General features: G+C 66.8%; 17 protein-coding genes and 1 pseudogene. 10 read left to right on the forward strand and 8 right to left on the reverse strand.

Annotated features, from left to right (window positions below; translation table 11 throughout):
* Positions 1–103: 103 nt before the first annotated feature.
* The gene (locus AC1KVG_RS13660) at positions 104–943 is read right to left on the reverse strand and encodes an SDR family oxidoreductase (protein WP_481094746.1); all 840 of its coding nucleotides are present in this window, start codon (positions 941–943) and stop codon (positions 104–106) included.
* A 100-nt stretch (positions 944–1043) separates the two neighbouring features.
* On the opposite strand from AC1KVG_RS13660, the gene AC1KVG_RS13665 reads away from it, so the two are divergent.
* Positions 1044–1937 (forward strand): LysR family transcriptional regulator, encoded by an 894-nt coding sequence (locus AC1KVG_RS13665; protein WP_481094747.1) that lies wholly within the window; start codon positions 1044–1046, stop codon positions 1935–1937.
* A gap of 253 nt (positions 1938–2190) precedes the next feature.
* Positions 2191–3552, forward strand: a complete 1362-nt coding sequence (locus AC1KVG_RS13670; protein ID WP_104551084.1) for an MFS transporter — start codon at positions 2191–2193, stop codon at positions 3550–3552.
* 190 nt (positions 3553–3742) lie between these two features.
* Here the strand turns inward: AC1KVG_RS13670 and AC1KVG_RS13675 are convergent, their stop codons facing one another.
* From AC1KVG_RS13675 to AC1KVG_RS13695, 5 genes are all read right to left on the reverse strand, one after another.
* Positions 3743–6163, reverse strand: coding sequence for an FUSC family protein (locus tag AC1KVG_RS13675; RefSeq protein ID WP_481094748.1), 2421 nt, complete (start codon positions 6161–6163; stop codon positions 3743–3745).
* Positions 6160–7620, reverse strand: coding sequence for an efflux transporter outer membrane subunit (locus tag AC1KVG_RS13680; protein WP_481094749.1), 1461 nt, complete (start codon positions 7618–7620; stop codon positions 6160–6162). The genes AC1KVG_RS13675 and AC1KVG_RS13680 overlap by 4 nt, the downstream gene beginning before the upstream one ends.
* A complete protein-coding gene (locus tag AC1KVG_RS13685; protein WP_481094750.1) occupies positions 7617–8540 on the reverse strand; it encodes an efflux RND transporter periplasmic adaptor subunit in 924 nt (307 codons plus the stop codon). The genes AC1KVG_RS13680 and AC1KVG_RS13685 overlap by 4 nt, the downstream gene beginning before the upstream one ends.
* Positions 8537–8746 carry a DUF1656 domain-containing protein gene (locus AC1KVG_RS13690; protein ID WP_005996740.1) on the reverse strand — a complete coding sequence of 70 codons (210 nt, stop codon included), beginning with the start codon at positions 8744–8746 and terminating at the stop codon, positions 8537–8539. The genes AC1KVG_RS13685 and AC1KVG_RS13690 overlap by 4 nt, the downstream gene beginning before the upstream one ends.
* Before the next feature lie 94 nt (positions 8747–8840).
* Positions 8841–9296 (reverse strand): MarR family winged helix-turn-helix transcriptional regulator, encoded by a 456-nt coding sequence (locus AC1KVG_RS13695; protein ID WP_481094751.1) that lies wholly within the window; start codon positions 9294–9296, stop codon positions 8841–8843.
* Positions 9297–9426: 130 nt separating this feature from the next.
* Between AC1KVG_RS13695 and folE the strand changes: the two genes are divergently transcribed.
* The 5 genes and pseudogenes from folE to AC1KVG_RS13720 all read left to right on the forward strand — a co-directional run bounded on the left by folE (position 9427) and on the right by AC1KVG_RS13720 (position 18604).
* Positions 9427–10029: a GTP cyclohydrolase I FolE gene (gene folE, locus AC1KVG_RS13700; protein WP_043889569.1), complete on the forward strand. Its 603-nt coding sequence runs from the start codon at positions 9427–9429 to the stop codon at positions 10027–10029.
* A 19-nt stretch (positions 10030–10048) separates the two neighbouring features.
* Positions 10049–11518 carry a DUF3375 domain-containing protein gene (locus AC1KVG_RS13705; RefSeq protein WP_481094752.1) on the forward strand — a complete coding sequence of 490 codons (1470 nt, stop codon included), beginning with the start codon at positions 10049–10051 and terminating at the stop codon, positions 11516–11518.
* Positions 11505–12206, forward strand: a complete 702-nt coding sequence (locus tag AC1KVG_RS13710) for a DUF4194 domain-containing protein (protein ID WP_481094753.1) — start codon at positions 11505–11507, stop codon at positions 12204–12206. The genes AC1KVG_RS13705 and AC1KVG_RS13710 overlap by 14 nt, the downstream gene beginning before the upstream one ends.
* 139 nt (positions 12207–12345) lie before the next feature.
* Positions 12346–15745, forward strand: a pseudogene (locus AC1KVG_RS13715) (ATP-binding protein); the annotation flags it as partial.
* 798 nt (positions 15746–16543) lie between these two features.
* The gene (locus AC1KVG_RS13720; RefSeq protein ID WP_481094754.1) at positions 16544–18604 is read left to right on the forward strand and encodes a TonB-dependent siderophore receptor; all 2061 of its coding nucleotides are present in this window, start codon (positions 16544–16546) and stop codon (positions 18602–18604) included.
* 252 nt (positions 18605–18856) lie between these two features.
* Here AC1KVG_RS13720 and AC1KVG_RS13725 read toward each other — a convergent pair whose 3' ends face one another.
* Entirely contained in the window at positions 18857–19645 is a 789-nt protein-coding gene (locus AC1KVG_RS13725; protein WP_481094755.1) for a sulfite exporter TauE/SafE family protein, read from the reverse strand.
* A 112-nt stretch (positions 19646–19757) separates the two neighbouring features.
* Between AC1KVG_RS13725 and AC1KVG_RS13730 the strand changes: the two genes are divergently transcribed.
* Entirely contained in the window at positions 19758–20147 is a 390-nt protein-coding gene (locus AC1KVG_RS13730; RefSeq protein WP_481094756.1) for a YchJ family protein, read from the forward strand.
* Between the two features lie 171 nt (positions 20148–20318).
* Here AC1KVG_RS13730 and AC1KVG_RS13735 read toward each other — a convergent pair whose 3' ends face one another.
* The gene (locus tag AC1KVG_RS13735) at positions 20319–21077 is read right to left on the reverse strand and encodes an SDR family NAD(P)-dependent oxidoreductase (RefSeq protein ID WP_176340326.1); all 759 of its coding nucleotides are present in this window, start codon (positions 21075–21077) and stop codon (positions 20319–20321) included.
* A 96-nt stretch (positions 21078–21173) separates the two neighbouring features.
* Here AC1KVG_RS13735 and AC1KVG_RS13740 point away from each other — a divergent pair, with 96 nt between their 5' ends.
* Both AC1KVG_RS13740 and AC1KVG_RS13745 read left to right on the forward strand, forming a co-directional pair.
* Complete coding sequence (locus tag AC1KVG_RS13740; RefSeq protein ID WP_102585275.1) at positions 21174–22046, forward strand: LysR family transcriptional regulator; 873 nt, start codon at positions 21174–21176, stop codon at positions 22044–22046.
* Between the two features lie 264 nt (positions 22047–22310).
* Positions 22311–22517, forward strand: coding sequence for a hypothetical protein (locus tag AC1KVG_RS13745; RefSeq protein WP_039518438.1), 207 nt, complete (start codon positions 22311–22313; stop codon positions 22515–22517).
* Positions 22518–22640: the final 123 nt, after the last annotated feature.

The raw sequence follows: 22640 nt of genomic DNA on the forward strand, positions 1-22640 counted from the left end.
CATTCTGGCAAGCCGGGCGGCATGGGGGTTGTGAAGGGTGGGCGCTAGCTGCGGATTGGCGCTGGTGATGCTGCAGAACGCGCCCGCTGGACCGTTGTTGCCATCATCCGGCGGCAGACGGGTTATCGGTGGAAAACGCAATGTCGCGCTGGTTTTCGAGCGCGGCCAGCCGCGTGGTCAACGCATCGCGGATGGCGTGGTACGCGCTGCCGCCCATGACCAGGCGAAACGGCGGTGGCGATTGTTCGGTGCAGGCGATCATCGCCGTGACCATACGCTCCGGGTCGCCGACGATGACCCAGCTGCCGTCGTCCAGTGCGCGGCTGAGTGCATCGACCGGTGTGCCGGCGTAGTCGGACGGGATGGCGGTTCTGACCAGCGAAGCACCGAAGTTGGTGCGTGCCGGGCCGGGTTCGGCCAGTGTGAAGTGGATCCCGAAGCCGGCCACTTCCTGCGCGACGGCTTCGACAAAGCCTTCGATGCCCCATTTGCTGGCGTGATACAGGCTGAAACCGGGATAGGCGATCTGGCCGCCTTCGGAGGACACCTGCACCACGTGCCCGCCACCTTGACGACGCAAGTGCGGCAGCGCGGCCTGGATCAGCGTGATGGAGCCGACGAGGTTGGTGTCGATGACAGCGCGCACCTGCGCATCGGTGGCGGCCTCGGCCGCACCGAGCGTGCCGTAGCCGGCGTTGCTGATCAATACGTCGATCCTGCCCAGGGTCTGGAAGGCCTGGGCCACGACCTCGCGCACTGCTGCGCTGTCGCGCAGATCGAGCTGAAACACGTGCAGTGCCTCGCCGTGCAGTGTCTGCAGATCGGCTAGCGCATCCGCGCGCCGCACCGTGGCCGCGACGCGCTCGCCGCGTGCCAGCAGTGTTTCGACCAAGCCGCGGCCGAAGCCGGAAGATGCGCCTGTGATAAGCCAGGTCCTGGACATGGGCATTGCCTTTGCGTGGGGAAGGAACACCACCCTAGGCGCGGGGAATTGATGGGTCTATGCCATAGAATTCGAATGTGTTGATGCGTTTTGACCATTAATGCCCAAGCCCACCTTCAATGACCTGGCCGCGTTCACCAGTGTGGCCGTGCACCGCAGCTTCCGGCGTGCAGCCACCGAACTGGGGCTGGCGCCGTCCTCGCTCAGCCACCTGATCAGCGCGTTGGAACGCAACCTTGGCGTGCGCCTGCTGCATCGGACCACGCGCAGCGTCTCGCTGACCGAAGCGGGCGAGCGCCTGTACGCAAAGCTGGTGCCGGCGCTGCAGGACGTCGAACATGCGTTGAGCGAACTGGATGCCTTCCGCAGCGGGCCCACCGGCACGGTGCGCATCAACGCGCCCGAAGTGGTGGTGCGGCTGTTGTTGCAGCAGGTGGTGCCGGAGGTGCTGGCGCGCTATCCGGCGCTGTCGGTGGACCTGGTGAGCGAAGGCCGCCTGGTGGATATCGTGGCGGCCGGTTTCGATGCCGGCATTCGCCTGAGCGAGTCGGTGCCGCAGGACATGATTGCGGTGCCGTTCGGCGGGCAGACGCGTTTCATCGCGGTGGCCGCACCTGCATATCTGCAGCGCGCCGGCAGCCCGGACACGCCGGACGATCTGCATCGCCACGCGTGCATCCGGCATCGCATGCCCAGCGGCAGGCTGTATCGCTGGGAGTTCGAGCGGCGCGGTCAGGAGGTGGCGATCGATGTGCCGGGGCGGCTGACGCTGGATCAGATTCTGATGATGAGCGAGGCTGCCGAAGCGGGCCTTGGCATCGCCTATGTGCCCGAGCATGCGGCGATGGCTGCACTGGCGCGTGGCACGCTGGTGCGCGTGCTGGAGCAGTGGTGCCCGGCCATTCCGGGACTGGTGCTGTATTACCCGGGACATCGCCAGATTCCACCGGGCCTGCGTGCGTTTATCGATACGCTCAAGCAGGTGTTGCCCTAGTCATCGATCGGTATCCAATGCGGTAAATCGCTTGCTGCGCCGACGCCGAAAGCGGGCTGAAGCGCTATAAGCGCAACTAGTGGACGTTGTTATGCAACGACACAAGCGCACGCTCCGCGTTGGCTGCCGCCCGCTCGCAAACCGGACGCACTAGCTGCTTGCGTGGCGCCTGCCTATGCGCCGAAATGCTTACATGCGTCACACAAGCGCGCACCTATACTGCCGGGTGTCCCACCCACAAGGTTCTGACTGCATGAGCGCACCCCCAACGTCCCCGATCGCCGCCGGTTCTGGCGCAGCCCCCGGTAGCCTTCGCCGTTCGGTGTCCAACACGCTCAAGGGCTCGGCCGGCAATCTGGTCGAGTGGTACGACGTCTACGTCTACTCGGTGTTTGCGGTCTATTTCGAATCGCAGTTCTTCTCCAAGGAAGACAAGAACGCCACGATGTTCGTGTGGGCGATCTTTGCGATGACCTTCCTGATGCGCCCGATCGGCGCGTGGTACTTCGGCCGCTTTGCCGACCGTTATGGCCGGCGCCTGGCGTTGACGATTTCGGTGTCGATGATGGCGCTGTGCTCGTTCGTCATCGCGATCACCCCGACGGTGTCCACGATCGGCATCGCCGCGCCGATCATCCTGTTGCTGGCGCGTCTGCTGCAGGGCTTTGCCACCGGTGGCGAGTACGGCACCAGTGCGACCTACATGTCCGAGGCAGCGATTCCGGGCCGGCGCGGGTTTCTGTCGTCGTTCCATTACGTGACGCTGGTTGGCGGGCATGTATTGGCGCAGACCACGTTGCTGGTGATGCTGCATTTCTTCGATGCGCCGCAGGTGTCCGAGTGGGGCTGGCGCGTGGCGTTCGGCCTGGGCGGCATCGGTGCGTTGGTGGTGTTCTGGCTGCGCCAGACCATGGACGAGTCGCTGAGCTCCGAATCCATCGCCGATTCGCGCACCGGCAAGGCCAAGGCCTCCGGCTCGATGCGCGAGCTGTTCGTCAATCAGTGGCGTCCGCTGCTGCTGTGCTTCCTGATCACTGCCGGCGGCACCATCGCGTTCTATACCTACTCGGTGACCGGGCCGAAGATGATCCAGACCGCGTTTGCCGGTGGCGACGTGATGGCCGGCACCATCATCAACCTGGTCGCGCTGACGGTGTTGATGCTGATGCAGCCCATTGGCGGTTGGCTGTCCGACATCGTCGGGCGCAAGAGCCTGCTGGTGTTCTTCGGCATCGGCGGGGTGCTCTACACCTGGTTCCTGGTGATGGAGCTGCCCAAGCAGACCGACTGGTTGACCGCGTTCGCGATCCTGACGGTGGGCTTTGTGATCCTGACCGGCTACACCTCGATCAATGCGGTGGTGAAGGCGGAATTGTTCCCGACCCATGTGCGCGCGCTGGGCGTTGGCCTGGGCTATGCGCTGGCGAACTCCGCGTTCGGTGGCACTGCGCCGTTGTTGTACCAGGCCTCGTTGAAGACCGGCCACGTGAGCGAGTTCGTGATCTACGCAACCGCGGTGATCGCAGTGTCGTTGGTGGTGTACATGTTCTTCCTGACCAACAAGGGCAGCAATTGGCTGGATGACGAAGCGGCGATGCATCAGCGCAAGCGCTGATGTGCTTTGCCCTTCTCCCGTCGGGAGAAGGTGCCCCGAAGGGGCGGATGAGGGTACGAGCGAAGCCTTGTGTCATTTACTGCCAGTGGCTTCGCCCCGTACCCTCACCCCAACCCCGCTCCGCGCCCCGGCCCGCGCTTGCGGCGCGGGCGCTCCAAGGCACGCGCGCCAGTGGCGCGCAAGCAGTGCCTTATCGCCCCGAGGGGAGAGGGGCTAAAGCAGACGGCTTTTGTGTGATGTCTTTGGGCTGCTGTACTGTCTTTGCAAACACGCTGTAACGCAGCCCAATCAAACCCAGCAGCGCTTCATCGCGATGCGTACCCACCGGTACTTTGCCGACGCGCGCCAGCGACGCATCCAGGCGATCGCGTAGCGCATCCGGCCCAGGCAATGGCCGCTTGTGTGCAATCTGCTGCCGGTAGTGCGCCGCAACCTCGGCGAGAATCGCGTCAACCGCCTCCCTGCTTGGCTGCGGCAACCCGTGCCGCGCGCTGCGCAGCTGCAGGATGTTCAAGCCCACACGCACTTCGTTGAGCATGTCCACCGAGGCCAGATCGCTGCCTTCCGGCGTCAGTGCCAAGCGTGGTGCGAGCAAGCCAAGCAAGTCCAGCATGCGGGAGGCGAACTGTTGCCGGTCTTGTGCACCGTGGCCTTCCGCAGCCTCGGCCAGCGTGCGCCAGCCCTGGCGTACCAGGCGGCGCGCGCTCCATTCCGCACCCACCGAGCGAAACAACCGCGTCAGCACCACGGCAAATCCAATGCCCAACACCATCGCCACCGCCGCGTTGACGAAGCTCTGGATGTTGGCGTTATAGGTGTTCTGCAAACTCAGCAACGCGGTGAGATTCACCACCAGCGGCAGTGCGATCAACATGCTCTTGGGGCGATGCAGCAACGCGCCGATCGGCAGGAACACCGCCGCCAGCACCAGCACCAGCATGGGGAAATCGTGGATGGCCGGGAAGATGCCGAACAGATAGATGCCGGCGACCACGCTGGCCACCACCGCCCAGGTCAGGAACGACAGCATGCTCGGCGCAGGGTCGTCCTGTGCGGCGAAGAACGCGGCTGTGACCGCGGCCATCATCGCGCCGTTGCCGCCGCCTTCCCACCCGATGCCGATCCACAGCACGCAGTACGCCATCAATGCAAAGCCCGCGCTCAATGCGGAAAACGCAGCCATGCCGAAATCGATATGGCGTGCGGTGCTGGCAGGTGCCGGTGCATCGGCTGTGTCGCGCGGTGAGCCGGTAAGTCGCTGCAATAGCGAGGAGCGCTGACGTAGCTGCCCAGTGTGCCCAAGCAATGCGGCCTCAGCCTGCTCTGGAGGAACTGCGGTTGCAGCATCGCGTCGCGACCAGCCCAGGCGCTGCAGCAACGAGGGCATGCGCGAACGCGCGGCGGTTTCGCTTTGTGCAGCCTGAGTCTGTTCGGTTGATTCAGTCGTTACAGCATCGCGTCGCGACCAGCCCAGAATCTGCAGCAACGAAGGCCGCGTGCGAGAACGCACAGCGGGATCACTTTGCGCAGTGTTACCCCGGTTGAATGATTCCGCCGTTGCAGGTTGTCTCGCCGCACCCGGCAGTGCACGCAACACAGGAGTCGCGGTGCCCTGTACCAACGCCTGCTCCAGCGCGCGGCAGTCCTGCCACAGGTCGAGCAGTTCTTCCAGCCGCAGCAGCAAGCTGGCCAGCAGTAAATGTTCGATGTCCTGATCCACCACCGGATGGTGCGCGGCGATACGTGCGCGTAATGCGGCAACATCATCTTCGTTGCGCGCTTTGTCACCCTGATCCACCCAGGCAGCGACGTCGTCCAGCAGCGCAGCGATATCGGGCGACAACGCAGACCCGTCGCGCTGCACCGCATCCAGGCGGTCGGCGATCGACGACAGCACCGGCAGCAACAGCAGCATGCGTGCGCGCAGGTGTTCCAGTGTGGGCGCGGCACCGGCATGGCGTGGGTCGTCGTGGCGCACGAAGGCGATCAAGGCTTCGAACTGCACCAGGTCTGCCGCCAGGCGATTGCGCGGTGCCTGTGATGGCCCGCGCTGCAGCACCTGCCGGCACCATTGCGCGGCGTCCTGCATCCAGTTGCCGATGCGCGCGGTGAGCATCGGTCGCACCGAGGCGGGAAACACCAGCGACGCGAACAGCACCGCCATCACCGTGCCCAGGATGATCTCTTCGCTGCGTGCCACCACGGTGTCGAAGATGCCCTCCGGCGATGTCACCGCAGGGAAGCCGATGAACGCGGTGGTGTAGCCGGCCAGCAGGAACGCATAGCCGCGCGGGCCGCGATTGAGCAGCGCCAGGAACAGGCAGGCCGACAGCCACAACGCCATCGCCGCACTGAGCAACAATGGCGTCTCCACCAGGTTCGGCAACATCACCAGGGTGGCCACGCCGGCCAGCAAGGTGCCGAGCACGCGGTACACGCCCTTGGCGCGGGTGGGGCCGAGCAGCGGTTGGGAGACGATGTAGACCGTGGCCATTGCCCAATACGGCCGCGACAGATTGCCGGCCAGCCCCACATACAACGCCGCGATCGAGGCGGCGAAGGTCTTGGCCGAAAACAGCCAGGCCTGGCGATCGCGCAGCAGCGCCTTCATCGTGCGGCCGTCGTATCGGTGTGGCCGGCGGTGGTTTCCCAACCGCCGCCCAGCGCCAGGAACAGCTGCAGCTGATCCTGCGAGACCTGCGCCTGCGCATTGGCCAGCGTCATGTCGGCGGTGGCCAGCGTGCGCTCGGCATCCAGGCTGGACAGATACGGCGTGCGCCCGCCCTGATACAGGCGCCGGTTCTGCGACGAGGCCAGCTCGGCCTGTTGCTGCGCCTGTTCCAGCAGATGCAGGCGGTCCAGATCCTGCGCGTAGCGCGACAGCGTGGTCTGCACCTCGCGCAGCGCCTGCAGCACGGTGTTGTCGAACTGCGCCAGCGCCACGTCCGCGCCGGCTTCGGTGGCGCGGATGCGGGCTCGCGCACCGCTGGACGGCAGCGTCCAGGAAATCAGCGGGCCAAACGACCAGGCATGTGTGGCCGGCTCACCGAAGTCGGCCAGCAGGCCGGTGGCACCAATCGAGCCGCCCAGACGGATATCCGGATACAGCTCGGCAGTGGCCACGCCGATACGCGCAGTGGCCGCCGCCAGCCGCCGCTCGGCCTGGCGCACATCCGGGCGACGCGCCAGCAGCGCACGGCCATCGCCAATCGGAATGGGTTGCTGCAAGGCCGGCGCGTCCGCACAGCGGTCCACACCGGCCGGCACCTCGCCGGGCGTCTTGCCGAGCAGCGCGGCCAGTTGGTAACCGGCCGCCTGGCGGCGCGCGCGCAGCGGCGGCAGCGCCGCTTCCAGCATCGCCACCTGCGCGGTGGCGCGGGCCAGATCGGGCGGTGTGCCACGGCCGGCATCGATCAGGCGTTGGGTAATGTCGCGGCTGCGCTGCTGCAATTGCAGCGAATGCTCGGCCACATGCAGCTCGTGATTGGCGTGGCAGATCTCCACATAACTGCCGGCCACCTGCGCGGCCACGTTGACGCGGGCCAGATCGATCGCGGCCTGGGCGACTTGCGTATCGGCCTGCGCGGCCTCGGCGCCGCGTTGCAGCTTGCCGAACAGGTCGAACTGATACGACACCCCGAACTTGCCGTCGGCCAGGTTGAACACCGGCAGCTTTTCTTCCTGCAGGAAGGCCTCGGCCGAGACCTGCGCGCGGCTGACGCCCGCTTCCACTTCGTAATCGAAACCGCCCGCGTCCAGCGCCTGTTCGTAGACCGCGGCGGCGCGGCGCAGGTTGGCACCTGCGACCTTCAACTCGACGTTGTCGCGCAGCGCCTGTTCGATCAGTTCGTCCAGCATCGGGTCCTGATACAGCGCCCACCAGCGTGCCGGCAGCGGTGCGCCGGGGTGCACCTGGTCGTTGCCGGTGTCGAGAAACGCGGCGTTGGCGGCCGGCCGCTGGTAGGCCGAATCGTCCGGCACGGCGTAGTTCGGGCCGACCGTGCTGCACGCGCTTAATGCAGTCAGTGCCGCAGCCAAACCGAAATGACGAAATACAACGCGGCTCATGGCGCAGCCTTTGCCTGCACGCGCGTAGGCGCTGTGCTGCTAGTGCCACGCACGGCGTCCGGCAGGATGGTCACGGTCGCGGTGCGCCCGGCGATCAGCTGCACCTGCGCCGGCACCTGATCCAGCACGATGCGCACCGGGATGCGCTGCGCCAGCCGCACCCAGTCGAACGCCGGAGTGACGTTGGGCAACGCGCCGGCGCTGCCGCTGCGGTAGCGATCTTCGATGCCGGCGGCGATGCTCTGCACATGCCCGTGCAGGGTGACCGGCTCGCCCATCAAGTGCACGTCCACGCGCTGGCCGGCATGCACGCCGTGCAGGCGGGTCTCTTCGAAATAGCCATCGACGCGGAACGAGCCGGTGTCCAGCACCGCCACCACCGGGCGCCCGGCGCTGACGTAATCGCCCACCCGCACGGTGCGGTCGCTGACATGGCCATCGGCGGGGCTGCGTACCTGCGTGCGGTCCAGATTGAGCTGGGCCAGGTCCACCGCCGATTGCGCGGTGGCCACGGCGGCCTGCGCCTTTTGCACATTCGAGCGGCGCACCTCGGCATCCTCGGCGGCGACCAGGTCCTGCAGGCTGCGGTCGCGCGCGATCTCGCGGCGCAACTGGCTCAACGTGGCCTGGCGCTCGGCCAGCGAGGCGCGGGCCTGTTCCAGCGCGATCGCATAGCGCGCGCGGTCCACCACAAACAGCAGCTGGCCGCGCTTGACCGCCTGGTTGTCGGCCACCGCCACCGATTCCACCAGCCCGGACACATCCGGCGCCACCTGCACCACATCGGCGCCCACGTGCGCATCGCGCGTCCACGGCGCCTCCATGTAATAACGCCACAGGTGCTGCAGCACCAACGCGGCCACCACCACCATCGCCAGGGTCAGCAGCGCCGGCCCCGCGGTCTTGATCAGCTTTTTCACGATTGCATCCAACGTGTAAGGAAAAACAGGCCGCCCAGCAGCGCGATGTACAGCGCCAGGTTGAACAGCGCCGGGTGCCAGACATGGCGATACGCACCGGCGCGGGTCAGCAGCGCGCCGATGGCGCTGTTGAGCAGGTAGGCCAGCGTCATCAACGCCAGCAGGGTGGGTACGAACACACCGTAGAGACTGAATTCGCCGTACATCGCTTACTTCCTGAAGAGAAAAAGGCGCCCGGCGGCGTGGTGTGCGCCGGCCATCTGCACTGTCATCGCGCGCCGCAAGGGCCGCGCATGGCGCTTAGTCGGACTGGCCCAGCCGCGCATGCGCCAGCGCGATCTGCTCCCACAAGGTCAGCACCACCTGCACCTGCGCCTCGCTGAGCGTGCCGAACACCTCCGCGCGCAGCGCATCCAGGCGGATCTCGATGCGCCCGACCAGCGCCTGGCCTGCATCGGTGAGCCACAACTGATTGGCGCGGCGGTCGCTGCTGTCGGCCTCGCGGCGCACCAGCGCCTGCGCGCACAGCTTGTCCAGCAGCCGCACCAGGGAGGGGCCTTCCATGCCCAGTTGCTGCGCCAGCGTCACCTGGCGGATGCCGCCGCCGGAGCGACCGATCATCAGCAACGGCCCGGTGCAGGCGCTGGACAGGCCAAATTCGCCAAGTGCCTGGTCGGCTAGCCGCTGCCATTGGCGGGCGGCGACCAGCAGCCCGGAACTGAGCTGCGCACGGGAGGACAGAGGGGGATTCGTCATAATAGATAGGATGCTATCAATTCAATAATGAATCAATAGCTGCTGAACCCGTGCAAGCCGGCGCAACCGCCGCTGGGGTGGCTGGCCTGTCCTCGGGTACCATGCTCGCCCCCTTTGGGTGCACCTGCGCATGAGCCAGTCCGACCAGCCCGATTCCTCCGTCACCCAGGCCCAGGCCGAAGAAGCCGTGCGCACCTTGTTGCGCTGGGCCGGCGAAGACCCGGCCCGCGAGGGCCTGCTCGACACCCCGCGCCGGGTCGCCGAGGCCTATGGCGACTGGTTCAGCGGCTACCGCGAAGAACCGCGCGCGTACCTGGAGCGCACCTTCGAAGAGGTGGCCGGCTACGACGAGCTGATCGTGCTGCGCGACATCTCCTACGAAAGCCATTGCGAGCACCACATGGCGCCGATCATCGGCAAGGTGCACGTGGGCTATCTGCCGCGCGGCAAGGTGGTGGGCATCAGCAAGCTGGCGCGCGTGGTGGAAAGCTATGCGCGGCGCTTCCAGGTGCAGGAAAAGATGACCGCGCAGATCGCCCAGTGCATCCAGGACGTGCTGCAACCGCGCGGTGTCGGCGTGGTGGTGGAAGGCTCGCACGAGTGCATGACCACCCGCGGCATCCACAAGCGCGGCGTCAGCATGGTGACCTCCAAGATGCTCGGCAGCTTCCGCGAAGACGCCCGCACCCGCGCCGAATTCCTGCAGTTCATCGAAGTGGGCGGCAAGCGTTGAGGCAGCCCTTGCCGTCGCCATGAAGCACCAGGCACGCATCGCCGGCTATCGCCAATTGCGCGAGCAGCCGGTGTGGAAACTGCTCGCCGCCGACCACGCGCCGGAGCTGATCGGCCTGCTGCAGACGGTGTTGATGGACGGCGAACGCCGCCTGCCCTCGGCCGTGCTGCATGAGCGCCTGCAGCGTCAGCTCGATGTGTTGCGCGCCGACGAACTCTCGCGCGAGTTGCCGCGTACCGCGCAGGCCTATCTGGCGCATTGGCTGGCGCAGGGCTGGCTGGAACGCCGCCTGCCCGAAGGCGCGGCCGAAGAAGAGTACGAACTGTCGCGTGCGGCCACCCAGGCCATCCGCTTCATCGTCGGCCTGCGCGAGAGCAGCAGCAGCGCCACCGAAAGCCGGCTGTCGCTGGTGATCCAGCAGCTGGTGCAATTGGCTGGCCAGACCGAAGCCGACCCGGAGCTGCGTCTGGCCGCCCTGCGCGAAGAACGCGCGCGCATCGATGCCGAGATCGAGCGCGTGGCCTCCGGGCGCGTGGCCGCGCTGGATGGCAAGCGCGCGCTGGAGCGTGCCCGCGACCTGATCCATCTCTCCGATGAGCTGGCCGAGGATTTCCATCGCGTGCGCGATGATTTCGAACAGCTCAACCGCCAGTTCCGCGAGCGCATCATCGACGACGAAGGCGCGCGCGGCGATGTGCTGGAGCAGCTGTTCAACGGCGTGGACGTGATCGCCGACAGCGAGGCCGGGCGCACCTTCGAGGCGTTCTGGAGCCTGCTCAACGACACCCAGCAAAGCAACCAGCTCGATCAGGCACTGGATGCGCTGCTGGCACGCGGCTTCGCCCGCAAGCTCGACCGCCGCGAACGCGCCTTCCTGCGCGGGTTGACCGGCACGCTGCTGGAGCGCGGCGGCGAAGTGCACACGGTAATGCAGCACTTCGCGCGCAGCCTGCGCGGTTTCGTGCAGAGCCGCGGCTATCTGGAACAGCGCCGGCTCAATCAATTGCTCAAGCAGGCGCAGGGCGAAGCCTTGCAGCTGCGCGACAGCCTGCATGCCACCGCCGCCACCGGCTACACGCAGGCATTGAGCGCTGCCCGCCTGCGCTCGCTATCGCAATGGCGTCTGCACGACCCACGCCTGACCCAGGTCGATGGCCGCGTGCAGGCCGCCGATGCGGCGGACATCTCGCTCGACAGCGTGGGCGATCTGGTCGCGCAATCGGAGATCGACGTGCGCAGCCTGCGCCGCGATCTGCACGAACTGCTCGGCCAGCGCCCGCGCCTGACCATTGGCGATGCGCTGCAGCAGCGCCCGGCCGCGCAGGGGCTGGGCAGCGTGATCGGCTACCTGTCGCTGGGCACGCGCCACGGCGTGGTGATCGACGGACAGATGGAAACGGTGCAATGGGAAGGCGGCGACGGCGCCCTGCGCCGCGCACGCATTCCCTTGGTGTGGTTCACCCGGGAGAAACGTAATGAACTGGTCTGAGGACACCCGCCTGGATGCGGACGAGGACACCGGCGCGTCGGCCGATGCCGGCCGCATGCCGCTGACGGAGACATCGCTTGCACAACCGCGCGGCGAACTGTTTCTCGGCGACACCGGCACGCTGCCGTTCGACGCGCGGCGCGCGCTGTGCCAGCTGCTGGCCGGCCCCAGCATCGACGCGCAACGCCACGGTGCGTTGTGGCCTGCGCTGTTGCGCAACGAAGCGCCGATCCGCCAGGTGTTGTGCGAGCTGTTCCTGGAGCTGGTACTGGACCGCGAGGGCGGGGTGGCCTTCACCCGTCAGGCCGACACCGCCGAGCTGGAATCGCCAACCTTGCTGCGCAGCGCGCCGCTGACCTTTATCGAGTCGGTGCTGCTGCTGTTCCTGCGTCAGCAACTGGCCGAAGCCGATACGCGCGGCGAGCGTGCGGTGGTGGACGAGGCGCAGTTGGTGGAGGCCTTGTCGGTCTACGAGAAGAACGTGTCCACCGACCGCGCCGGATTCGCGCGACGGGTGCTGACGGCGATCGGCAAAATGCGCGAGAACCAGTTGCTGTCGCGGTTGCGCGGCAGCGAAGAGCGCTACGAGGTCTCGCCGGTGCTGAAGTTGTTGTTCTCGGCAGAGGACGTGCAGGCCCTGGTGGTGGCGTATCGCGGCTTGCGCGAGGGAGATGTCGCGCTCGACTAAGTTCCTTCTTCCATCTGGAGAAGGTGCCCGAAGGGCGGATGAGGGGACGGCCGATCGCAATACGCCCCTTCCTGCTTCAAACATGCGTGATGTGATTCGTCTTCAGCGTTACCTGTCATCCCGTTTTGGTGAGTGAGCCATGAATTCCCAGTCCAACCTGTCGCCGGCGCAGCCGGGCGCGTCCTTGTTCACTGATTCGCTTGCCGAGCAGCGCGCGCAGCAGTTCCGCATGCGGCGGTTGCAGGTGCACAACTGGGGCACGTTCAACGGCTTGACCGAGGTGCCGATCGCGGAGAAGGGCTTCCTGTTCGTCGGGCGCTCCGGGTCGGGCAAGTCGACCTTGCTGGACGCGATGTCGGCACTGCTGACCCCGCCCAGCATCGTCGACTTCAATGCCGCCGCACGCGAGGCCGAGCGCAGTGGGCGCGATCGCAGCCTGGTGTCGTATGTGCGTGGGGCCTGGGCCGATCAGCAGGACAGCGCCTCGGGCGAAATCGCCACCCAATACCTGCGCAAGGGTGCCACCTGGTCTGCGCTGGTGCTGGAATACCGCAACGCGCATGGCGAGACGGTCAGCCTGATTCGCCTGTTCTGGATCGCCGGCAGCGGCAATGCCGCGGCCGATGTGCGCCGCCATTACATGGTCGCGCCGCGCAGCTTCGACGTGGCCAGCGAGCTGGATGGCTTCGATCTGGATCTGCGCAAGCTCAAGGCGCGTCTTGGCGAGGAGGTTGCGCATTTCGACGGCTTCGCCGGCTACGCAGAGCGCTTCCGGCATGTGCTGGGCATCGGCAACGAGATGGCGTTGCGGTTGTTGCACAAGACCCAGTCGGCCAAGAATCTGGGCGATCTCAATGTGTTCCTGCGCGGCTTCATGCTGGACGAGCCGCGCACGTTCGAAGCGGCCGACCGGCTGGTGGAAGACTTCGCCGAACTCGACGGCGCGCATCATGCGGTGGTCACCGCACGCCGCCAGGTGGAAACGCTCAGCCCGGCACGTGAACACCATGCGGCGCTGATGGCCTTGCGCCACAGCGTCGGCGAGTTGCGCGAGCTGCAACTGGGCGTGGACAACTATCGCGAACAGCAGCGTCTGGCCTTGCTGGAGACGCGCCTGCACGAGCTCGACAGCCAGGACCGCGGGCTGGCCGGCGAAGAAGGGCAGCGGCGTGAGTCGTTGGACAATCACGAACAGAAACTCGCCGGGCTGGAACGCGAACAACGCGCCGCCGGTGGCGAGCAGATCGAGGAGCTCGAACGCGAGCGCGCCCGGGTCGAGCGCGAGCGCGACGAGCGTCTGCGGCGTCGCGTGCAGATCGAACAGGCCTGCCGCCAGCTCGGTACGGCCCTGGCTGCAGGCGCCAGCGGCTTTGCCGAGCAGATCGCGCACGCCCAGACCGTGCTCGAGAACGGCAAGCACGACGCCAGCGCGCTGGATGAGGCGATCGCCGAGCGCATGGGTGCGCGCCGCGACGATGAGCGGCGATTTGCCGAGATCCGCGCCGAACTGGATGCGTTGAAGCGCGCGCCGTCGAGCATGCCGGCACCGATGCAGGCCTTGCGTGCGCGTCTGTGCGAGGACACCGGCATTGCCGAAGCCGCGCTGCCGTTTGTCGGCGAACTGGTGCAGGTGCGCGAGGATCAGGCGGCCTGGCGCGGCGCGATCGAGCGCGTGCTGAGCGGTTTTGCGCAGTCGCTGCTGGTGGACGACCGGCATTACGCGCAGGTCAGCGAGTGGGTCAACCGCACCCAGCTCGGCACGCGGCTGGTGTATTTCCGGGTACGCCGCAACGACGCGCTGCATGCGCGCACGCCGGATGCGCGTGCATTGCCGGGCAAGCTGCAGCTGCGCGAGCATGCCTTCACCGAGTGGCTGCGCAACGAGTTGATGCGTCGCTTCGATTACGAATGCGTCGACAACGCCGCTGCGCTACGCAATGCCGACCGCGCCATCACTCGCGAAGGTCAGGTCAAGCATCCCGGCGATCGCTATGAAAAAGACGACCGCCATGCGGTCAACGACCGCAAACGCTGGTTGCTGGGTCACGACAATCGCGACAAACTCAAGGTGTTCGAGCGCGAGGCGCAGACGCTTGCCCAGCGCATCGCCGGCTGCGATGCCGACGTGGCTGCGCTGCGCAAGCAGCGCGAGCAGGACCAGGAACGGCAGCTGGCCGCGCACACCCTGGTGGAGCGCGACTGGGACGAGATCGATGTCGGCCCCAAGTTGCAGCGCCTGAGCGATATCGACGAACAGCTGCAGCAGCTGCGCGAAGGCAACAGCGGCCTGCGCGCGCTCGGCCAGGCGATCGAGACCGCGCGCACCTTGCGCGACCAGGCCAAGCGCACCTACGAGGAAGTGCGGCTGGAGCGCGCGCAGCTGGCACGCGAGCGTGTCCGGCTCGAACAGCAGCACGCCGCCTGCGCCAGCCGTGCCGGCACCGCCGCGCTCACGCCCACCCAGCTGCAGGGCCTGCGCGAACGCCTGGCGGCGTTGGCACCGCTGTCGCTGGACAATCTGGAAGCGCATTTCCGTGTGGTCGAGCGCGGCCTGGCCGAGCAACTGGCCGAGAGCCAGGGCCGCGACAGCCGGCTCAGCGCGCAGCTGCTCGATTGCTTCCGCAAGTACTGCCAGCAGTGGCCGGAAGACAGCGGCGATTTCACCGTGAGCCTGGCCAGTGCCGACGATTTCCTCGCGCGGCTGGATCGCCTGGAAAGCGATGGCCTGCCGCGCCACGAGCACCGCTTCTTCGACCTGCTGCAGACCCAGAGCAAGAACAATCTGCTGGCCCTGCAACGCCACACCGCCGAGGCCCATAAAGGTATCAAGCAGCGCATGGACGAGGTCAACGCCAGCCTGGAGCAGGTGCCGTTCAATCGCGGCACGCTGCTGACCATCGAGGTCAGCGACCGTCGCCTGAGCGAAGTGCAGGAATTCCAGCAACAATTGCGTGCGGTGCTGTCGCATCAACAGACCGAAGACCGCGCACTGGCCGAGGCGCAGTTTTCCACCTTGCGCGAGCTGGTGGCGCGCCTTGGCGCGCAGGAACCGGAGGCACGCCGCTGGCGCGAGCAGGTGCTGGACGTGCGCCTGCATGTGGAATTCATCGGCGTTGAACTGGATGCGCAGACCCGCGCGCAGGTGGAGATCTACCGCAGCGGCGCCGGCAAATCCGGCGGTCAACGCCAGAAGCTGGCCACCACCTGCCTGGCAGCTGCATTGCGTTACCAGCTCGGCGGCGAAGACGGCGAGTTGCCGCGTTACTGCGCGGTGGTGCTGGACGAAGCCTTCGACAAGGCCGACAACGAATTCACCGCGCTGGCGATGAACATCTTCGAGAACTTCGGTTTCCAGATGGTGGTGGCCACACCATTGAAATCGGTGATGACGCTGGAGCCGTTCATCGGCGGCGCCTGCTTTGTGGAAATCAGCGGCCGGCACAACTCCGGCGTGCTGCTGATCGAATACGACGAGCAGGCGCAGCGACTCAAGTTGCCCGAGCGCTCGCGTGCAGACGAGGCTGGTCCTGCAATTGCGGAGCAGCCTGCGAGTGTTACGCAGCGCGAGGATGCAGCCCGTTCGACGCGGGGTGAAACGCGTATGGACAGCACCGGTCCTGTCTCTGGCGCTGAGGGTGCGGCACTTCAGGACGCCCCTGCACAGGACGGCGTGGCAGCCGGCGCGAGCAAGCGCGCCGGCAAGGTCACGCCGGTATCGGCGCCGGCTGTTCAAGCCGCGCCGAAGACCTCGAAAACCGCCGCTTCCAGCGCACGTGCGGGATCAGGCAAGTCGGCATCGGCGAAGACCGCAGCGGGTAAGGCTGCATCCGCCAAGCCTGCACCAGCCAGGCGTGCATCGCCTGCAGCGGGCACAGCGCGCAAGCCGGCAACGCCGACCAAACCCTCCAAGACGCAGGCAGATACCGGGAAGGCATCCAGGCGCACGACCGCGTCCGCCAAGCCGACTGCCAAGCCGACCAAAGCCACGGCAGCGCCGAAGACACCTGCTGCCAAGTCGGCGGTAGCGACCAGGCGCGCCACTACATCGCTGGGTGGCGCAACCAAAGCAACCAAGGCCACCGCGGCGCGCAGCACTGCCAGGCCCGCGCCAGCCAAAACCACAGTGGCCAGGGCACGTCCTGCGTCCACGCGCGGATCTGCAGGCAAGCCGCGCGGAAAACGCTGAGCGCAACGCCTGGATGCCTGCGTCACCACGCTGCGGTTGCAGGCGGCGCAGGTCAGGGACACAGCAAGCCGGCACACCTAGATAAGAATCGTTATCATTAGCGACCCAGATGTGCCCGCCAGTGCGCGCATCGCCCCCGCTGAAGATCCCGATGACCCCACTGCCTGCGCCTCGCCACCTGTTGTTCGTGTCCCTGTTTGCCGCATTGCCGGCCGCCGCCCAGGAGGCCAGCCTGCTCGACGCCATCGTGGTCAGCGAAAAGCGCGCCCTGTATCGGCCGGAAAAAGCCGCCGGCGCCACGCGCACGCAGACGCCGGTGGAGCGCATTCCGCAGGCGATCCAGGTGGTGCCGCGCTCGGTGATCGACGAACAGCAACTCACCCGGCTGGTGGATGTGGTGGCCAATGTCTCCAACGTGCAGCCCGGCGGTACCCAGGGCAATCGCTCGGAAACCTTCGTCATCCGCGGCTTCGAGGCGTCCTCGTATGCGGTCGACGGCATCCTGCTCAACCCGGCGCAGAACTTCACCGAGACCGTGCGCGATCTGGCCAACGTCGCCCAGGTGGAAGTGCTCAAGGGCCCGGCCGCAGTGTTGTACGGGCGCGGCGAACCTGGCGGGGTGATCAACCTGGTCACGCTGCGCCCGGATGCGGTGTTCGGCGGCAATGCCTCGGTGCAGGTGGCCGAACACGGCCTGCGCCGCGTGCAGTCCAGCGTCACCGGCCCGCTGAGTCCGACCGTGTCTGCCCGCGTCAGCGCCGCCGCGCAGCAGACCGGCAGCTTTCGCGCTGCGCAGGCCGATGGCGATCGCGTGTTCGTCTCGCCCTCGCTGGCCTGGCGGCCGAGCGATCAACTGCGGGCCGATCTGGATCTGGAATACACCCGCCAGACCAGCCCGGGCGATCGCGGTCTGGTCGCCATCGACGGCGTGGTGCGTGGCCCGGCCGAGCGCAGTTTTGGCGAGCCGTGGTCGCGCAATCACGGCAGCTCGCGCACCGCACGCGGGCGCATCGAAGTCGACGCCAATGACTGGCTGACGCTGCGCCAGATCCTCAATCACCAGGACGGCGACAGCGGCCGCGACGTGGCCGACTTCACCGGCGTCAGCGCCGACCGTGCGTTTCTGCAGCGCCGTGCGGTGCGCCAGGACCAGCAGGTACGCGCAACGACGTCGCAGACCGAAGCGCTGGCGCGTTTCGCTACCGGCCCACTGCGCCATCAAGTGCTGGCCGGCGCCGAATACGTCGATGCGCATCGCCAGACAGATGAAGCCCGCGCGCCGCTGGCCCGCATCAGCGTGACCAATCCGGTGCAGGGCGCCTTGCCGGGCACGTATGTGCCGGCGCGCGCCATCGAGGTCGATGCGCGTTACGCCGCGTTGTACGTGCAGGATCAGATCAGCATCGGCGAGCGCTGGGATGTGCTGGCCGGCGTGCGCTGGGACGATGTGAAACAGACCACCATCGACAACGGCGCGCGCACCCGCGAAGACGGCCGGCGTGCCTCGCCCCGCATCGGCGTGGTGTGGAAGGCGGCGCCGCAGCTGTCGCTGTACGCCAACACCTCGACGTCGTTTCGACCGCGCAGCGCCACCCTGTTTGCCGGCGGCAGCGCACCACCGGAGACCGGCCGCCAGTACGAAATCGGCCTGAAAAGCGCGCTATTCGACAACCGCGTGCTCGCCACCGCTGCCGCATTTCAGATCACCAAGGACAACGTCGCCACCAGTGATCCGGACAACGATGGCTTCGTGCTGGTCACCGGCCAGCAGCGCGTGCGCGGGCTGGAAATGGATATCACCGGCGAGCTCACCCAGAACTGGCGGCTGATTCTGGGCGCCGGCTATCTGGACGCACAGGTCACCCGCGACACCGTCATTCCGGAGGGCAATCGCCTGCGCGGTGTGCCGCGTGTCAGTGCCAGTTTGTGGAGCACCTATCACGTTGCCAGCGGGCCGCTGTATGGCCTGACCTTGGGCGCAGGCGCGGTGCATGTGGGCGAGCGCGAAGGCGATCTCGCCAACAGCTACCGCATTCCCGGCTACACGCGCTTCGATGCCTCGGCGGCATACCGCTTCGGCGGCCGTTATCAACTGGCGTTGATGCTGCGCAATATCGCCAACCGTTTCTACATCGAGCAACCGGTGACGCAGACCACCAATTATCCGGGCGCACCGCGCACCTTGTCGGCAACGTTGAGTATGGATTTCTAAGCGACTAAGGGTGGCTGACAGAACTGCCAGGTATGCGCAGCCGGCTGATCTGCAGCTTGGCTGCAGGGCGCTTGCCCGCCCACCGACGCGGGACACGCCGCAAGTACGTCCGTGTAGGCTCTTACGCGGCATCCATGCCGCGTAAGGTCCCGCGACGGTGGGCGAGCAAGGGCCAGTCAAGAAGGTCGGTGTGCGTGGTTGCGGGTGCGCGCCGCGTGGCTGTTCGATGCGGTGCGGTCTGGCTCGCGGTCGTCAACGCAGCAGATCCCAGCCCATCTTGCCGATCAGCACGATCACCAGCACCAGGAACAACTTGCGGATCAACGGCGTGCCCCCGCGCAGCGCCATCCGCGTGCCGGCGACCGCACCGGCCACGTTCGCCACCGCCATCGGAATGCCGATCGCCAACATCACCTGGCCGCTGGGCAAAAAGAACGACAACGCCGCCAGGTTGGTGGCCAGGTTCACCACCTTGGCTGCGGCCGAAGCGCGCAGAAAATCCAGCCCGAAAAAGCGGATGAACAGGAAGATCAAAAAGCTCCCAGTGCCCGGGCCGAAGAACCCATCGTAGAAGCCGATTGCCGCGCCCATTGCCAAGGCAGTGATCAACTCGCGTCGACCGATCTCGCGCGGACGATGCAGCGCACCGAAATCCTTCTTGATCAGCGTGTAGATCAACATCGCGACCAGCAGCACCAGAATCAGCGGCCGCACCGCCTGCTTGGGCAGCAGGCTGACCGCCGTCGCGCCCAGAAACGAAAACGTAAACGCCGCCGCAGTGGCATACAGCACCGGCCGCCACGGAAAGCGCACATTGCGCGCATACCGCCACGCCGACGCCCCGGTGCCGAACATCGCGCTGAACTTGTTGGTGCCCAAAATCAGCGACGGCGCCTGCTGCGGCAGCGTGGCAAACAACCCCGGCAACTGGATCAACCCACCCCCACCAACCGCCGCATCCACCAATCCGGCAACGAAGGCAATGCACAGCAGCCAAGGCAATTCGGTGGGAATCAGTTCCAGCAAGACGGCGCTCCGCATAACGGGGCAACAGCATAAACGCGTAGAAACCCGCTTACCGCTTACCGCTTACCGCTTACCGCTCCCCAATCCCCAATCCCCAATCCCCAATCCCATCCCGCACAATCGCCCGATGCCGACCTCCACACCCACCGATCCCTGTCCCTGTGGCCGCGCCGCCACCTACGCGCAGTGCTGCGGGCAATACCACGCCGGCGCCACCGCACCCGACGCCGAAACCCTCATGCGTGCGCGCTACAGCGCCTACGTCCGCCGTGATGTGGCATACCTGCTCGCCAGCTGGCATCCGTCCACGCGCCCACCCGAGCTGTCGCTGGACGAAGGCGGCCGCACCACCTGGCTCGGCCTGACCGTGCAACGCGCCATCGAGACCGGCACCGACACCGACGAAGTGGAGTTTCTGGCCCGCTACCGCATCGGCGGCGGCAGCGCGGTGCGCATGACCGAACACAGCCGCTTCGTGCGCGAAGACGGCCGCTGGTATTACCTCGACGCGCGCTGAGCACGGCCCGGCACTGTCGCTGCCGGGACACCACCGGGACGTGGCAGGGTCTAACGCTCGTCGGCAGCGGCGTGCCGGCACCACGCCGCTGCGCCAGCGGCCTTGGACGCTACGGCCGATATCGGCCTGCCTGGCCTCACCGGTCCTGGGTAACGCCGGTAGCCGGTCGTGCTAGTGGGCGAAGGCGTGCAGGCCGCCGTCCACGGCGATCACCTCACCGGTCAGATAGCGTGCAAGTGGTGAGGCCAGGTAGGCGACCAGATGAGCGATGTCGTCGGGTTCGCCGAAGTAGCCGATCGGCACATGGCGCGTGATGAAGGCCTGGCGCGCTTCCGGCGTGGGATGGAGCTTGTCCAGCACCTGTTCGGAGTTGATGCGTCCCGGTGCGATGGTATTGACCGTGATGCCCTCGGCCGCCAGCTGCGAGGCCATTCCCTTGGCCCAGAACTGCAGCGCTGCCTTCGCCGCGCCGGCGCCGTTGACCTCGCGTGGCTCCATGCTGCCGCTGAAGTTGATGATCCTGCCCCAGCGCCGGTGGCGCATGCCGGGCAGCAGGGCCTGGGTCATGCGCCGGGCACTGCCGAAGTTGAGCGCGAAGGCTTCGTCCCAGTCCGCATCGCTGGCCTCCACCGTAAAAGGGCGTGCGCCACCGGCGGTATTGACCAGGATCTCGATCCGGCCCAGCGCCTGGCTGGCATCCCGGGCGATGCGCGTGATCTCGGTCGCGCTGGTGATGTCGCCGGGGATCACCAGCGGGCGCGGGTGACCCTGTGCCGCGATGTCGCTGGCCAGCTGTTCCAGCCTGTCGGCGCGGCGCGCAGTGATTGCCAGCTGTACTCCCTCGGCCGCCAGCACGCGGGCGATGCCTGCGCCGATGCCGGTGCTGGCGCCGGTCACCAGTGCCTTGTGTTCACGCAATTGCAGATCCATCGACAACGTCCGTCTGAGTGAGGGCCCCAGCCTGATCCGTTATCGAGCCGCGATAAACGCCGTTATCCTGCATTGGTTGGCAACCAGGAGTGTTGAATGGATCTGCTGGACAGCATGCAGGTGTTCGTCCGCGTGGTGGACGGCGGCAGCCTCGCCGCGGCGGCGCAAGCGCATGGCATTTCCCCAACCATGGCTGGCAACCACCTGCGCGCCCTGGAGCAACGTCTCGGTCTGCAGTTGCTGGTGCGGACCACGCGACGGCAGCGATTGACCGCTTTTGGCGAGGCCTACTACGGGCGTTGCCGGGAGATTCTTGAGCTGGTCGCCGATACACAGGTGCAGGCCGACGGTCAGCGCCTGGAACCGGCCGGGCCGCTGCGGGTCGCCGCACCGGTGTCGTTCGGAACCTATGGGCTCACGCCGGTGCTTGGCGAGTATCTGCAGCGCCATCCCCAGGTGAGCCTGGATCTGCAGCTCAGCGATCGGGTGCAGGATCTGGTCGACGAGGGCATTGATGTAGCCGTCCGCATCGGGGCGCTGGGCGAGTCCTCGCTGGTGGCGCGCGCGCTGCAGCCTTATCGCCTGTGGTGCTGCGCGACGCCGGCCTATCTGCACCGCAACGGTACCCCGCAACGGCTTGCCGAGCTGGCCGGGCACCAATGCCTGGGGATGGATGCCAAGGCGCTTGGCCAGTGGCAGGACTACACCGGCGAGCGAATCGGCCCGCTGTCGCGCGCGCAGTTGCATCTCACCAGTGGCCCGGCCTTGCATCTGGCGGCCTTGCAGGGCCTGGGCATCGTGCTGCAGCCGGCGTTCCTGTTGCGTGCCGACGTGGAAGCGGGCCGGCTGGTGCGGCTGTTTCAGGACCGGGAGCTGCACCGTCCACTAAGCGTGCTCTATCCCCAAACCCGCTGGCGCTCGGTCACGGTACGCAGCTTCGTCGATTTCCTGCTGGAGCGGTTTGCCTGAAGCCGCCGGGCGTCAGACGGACCCGTGGCAACGCGCGTTGCCGGAGCCTGGCTGGAGCGGCGAGCGTGCGGGGCGATCAATGCGCCGCGTTGCTGCTGCAATCACGCGGGTTGTCTCCCATCGCCCGCGTGATCTAACGCTATAGCCGGCACCCCGTTCGTTCCGACGAACGGCAGGCACGGCCGTGCTTTCTCGACGCCACGTTCGCAGCCGATCCCGGAAGCTTGCCGCCTCGGCGGAGCTCGCCGCGGGGCGGACACGATGATGGCAACCTTCAATCTCTGGCAGTGGGTGCTTGTGGCCATCGTGGTGTTCGCGATCGTGCTGCCGGCGTGCCTGGCCACGGCACTGATCTGGTTCGGCCCCCGCCACGACGCCCCGCGGAGGGCGCGCGCCCGACGTATGTCCGACACCAGCCCCTCTAGCCCGGCGCTGTCGCTGCTGACCGGCATCACCGGCGACGGCAGCTAGGCGCGGCGATCGACGCCGCTGGGTTGCTGCGGCGTCTTCGCCAGGCGGGCCGGACCAATGCCACTCCATCGGCGCGCAACATCACCCTCTGACTTGCGCCACATGGCCTCTGTGCCGCACTCA

The organism is Xanthomonas sp. NCPPB 3959 (assembly GCF_056675575.1).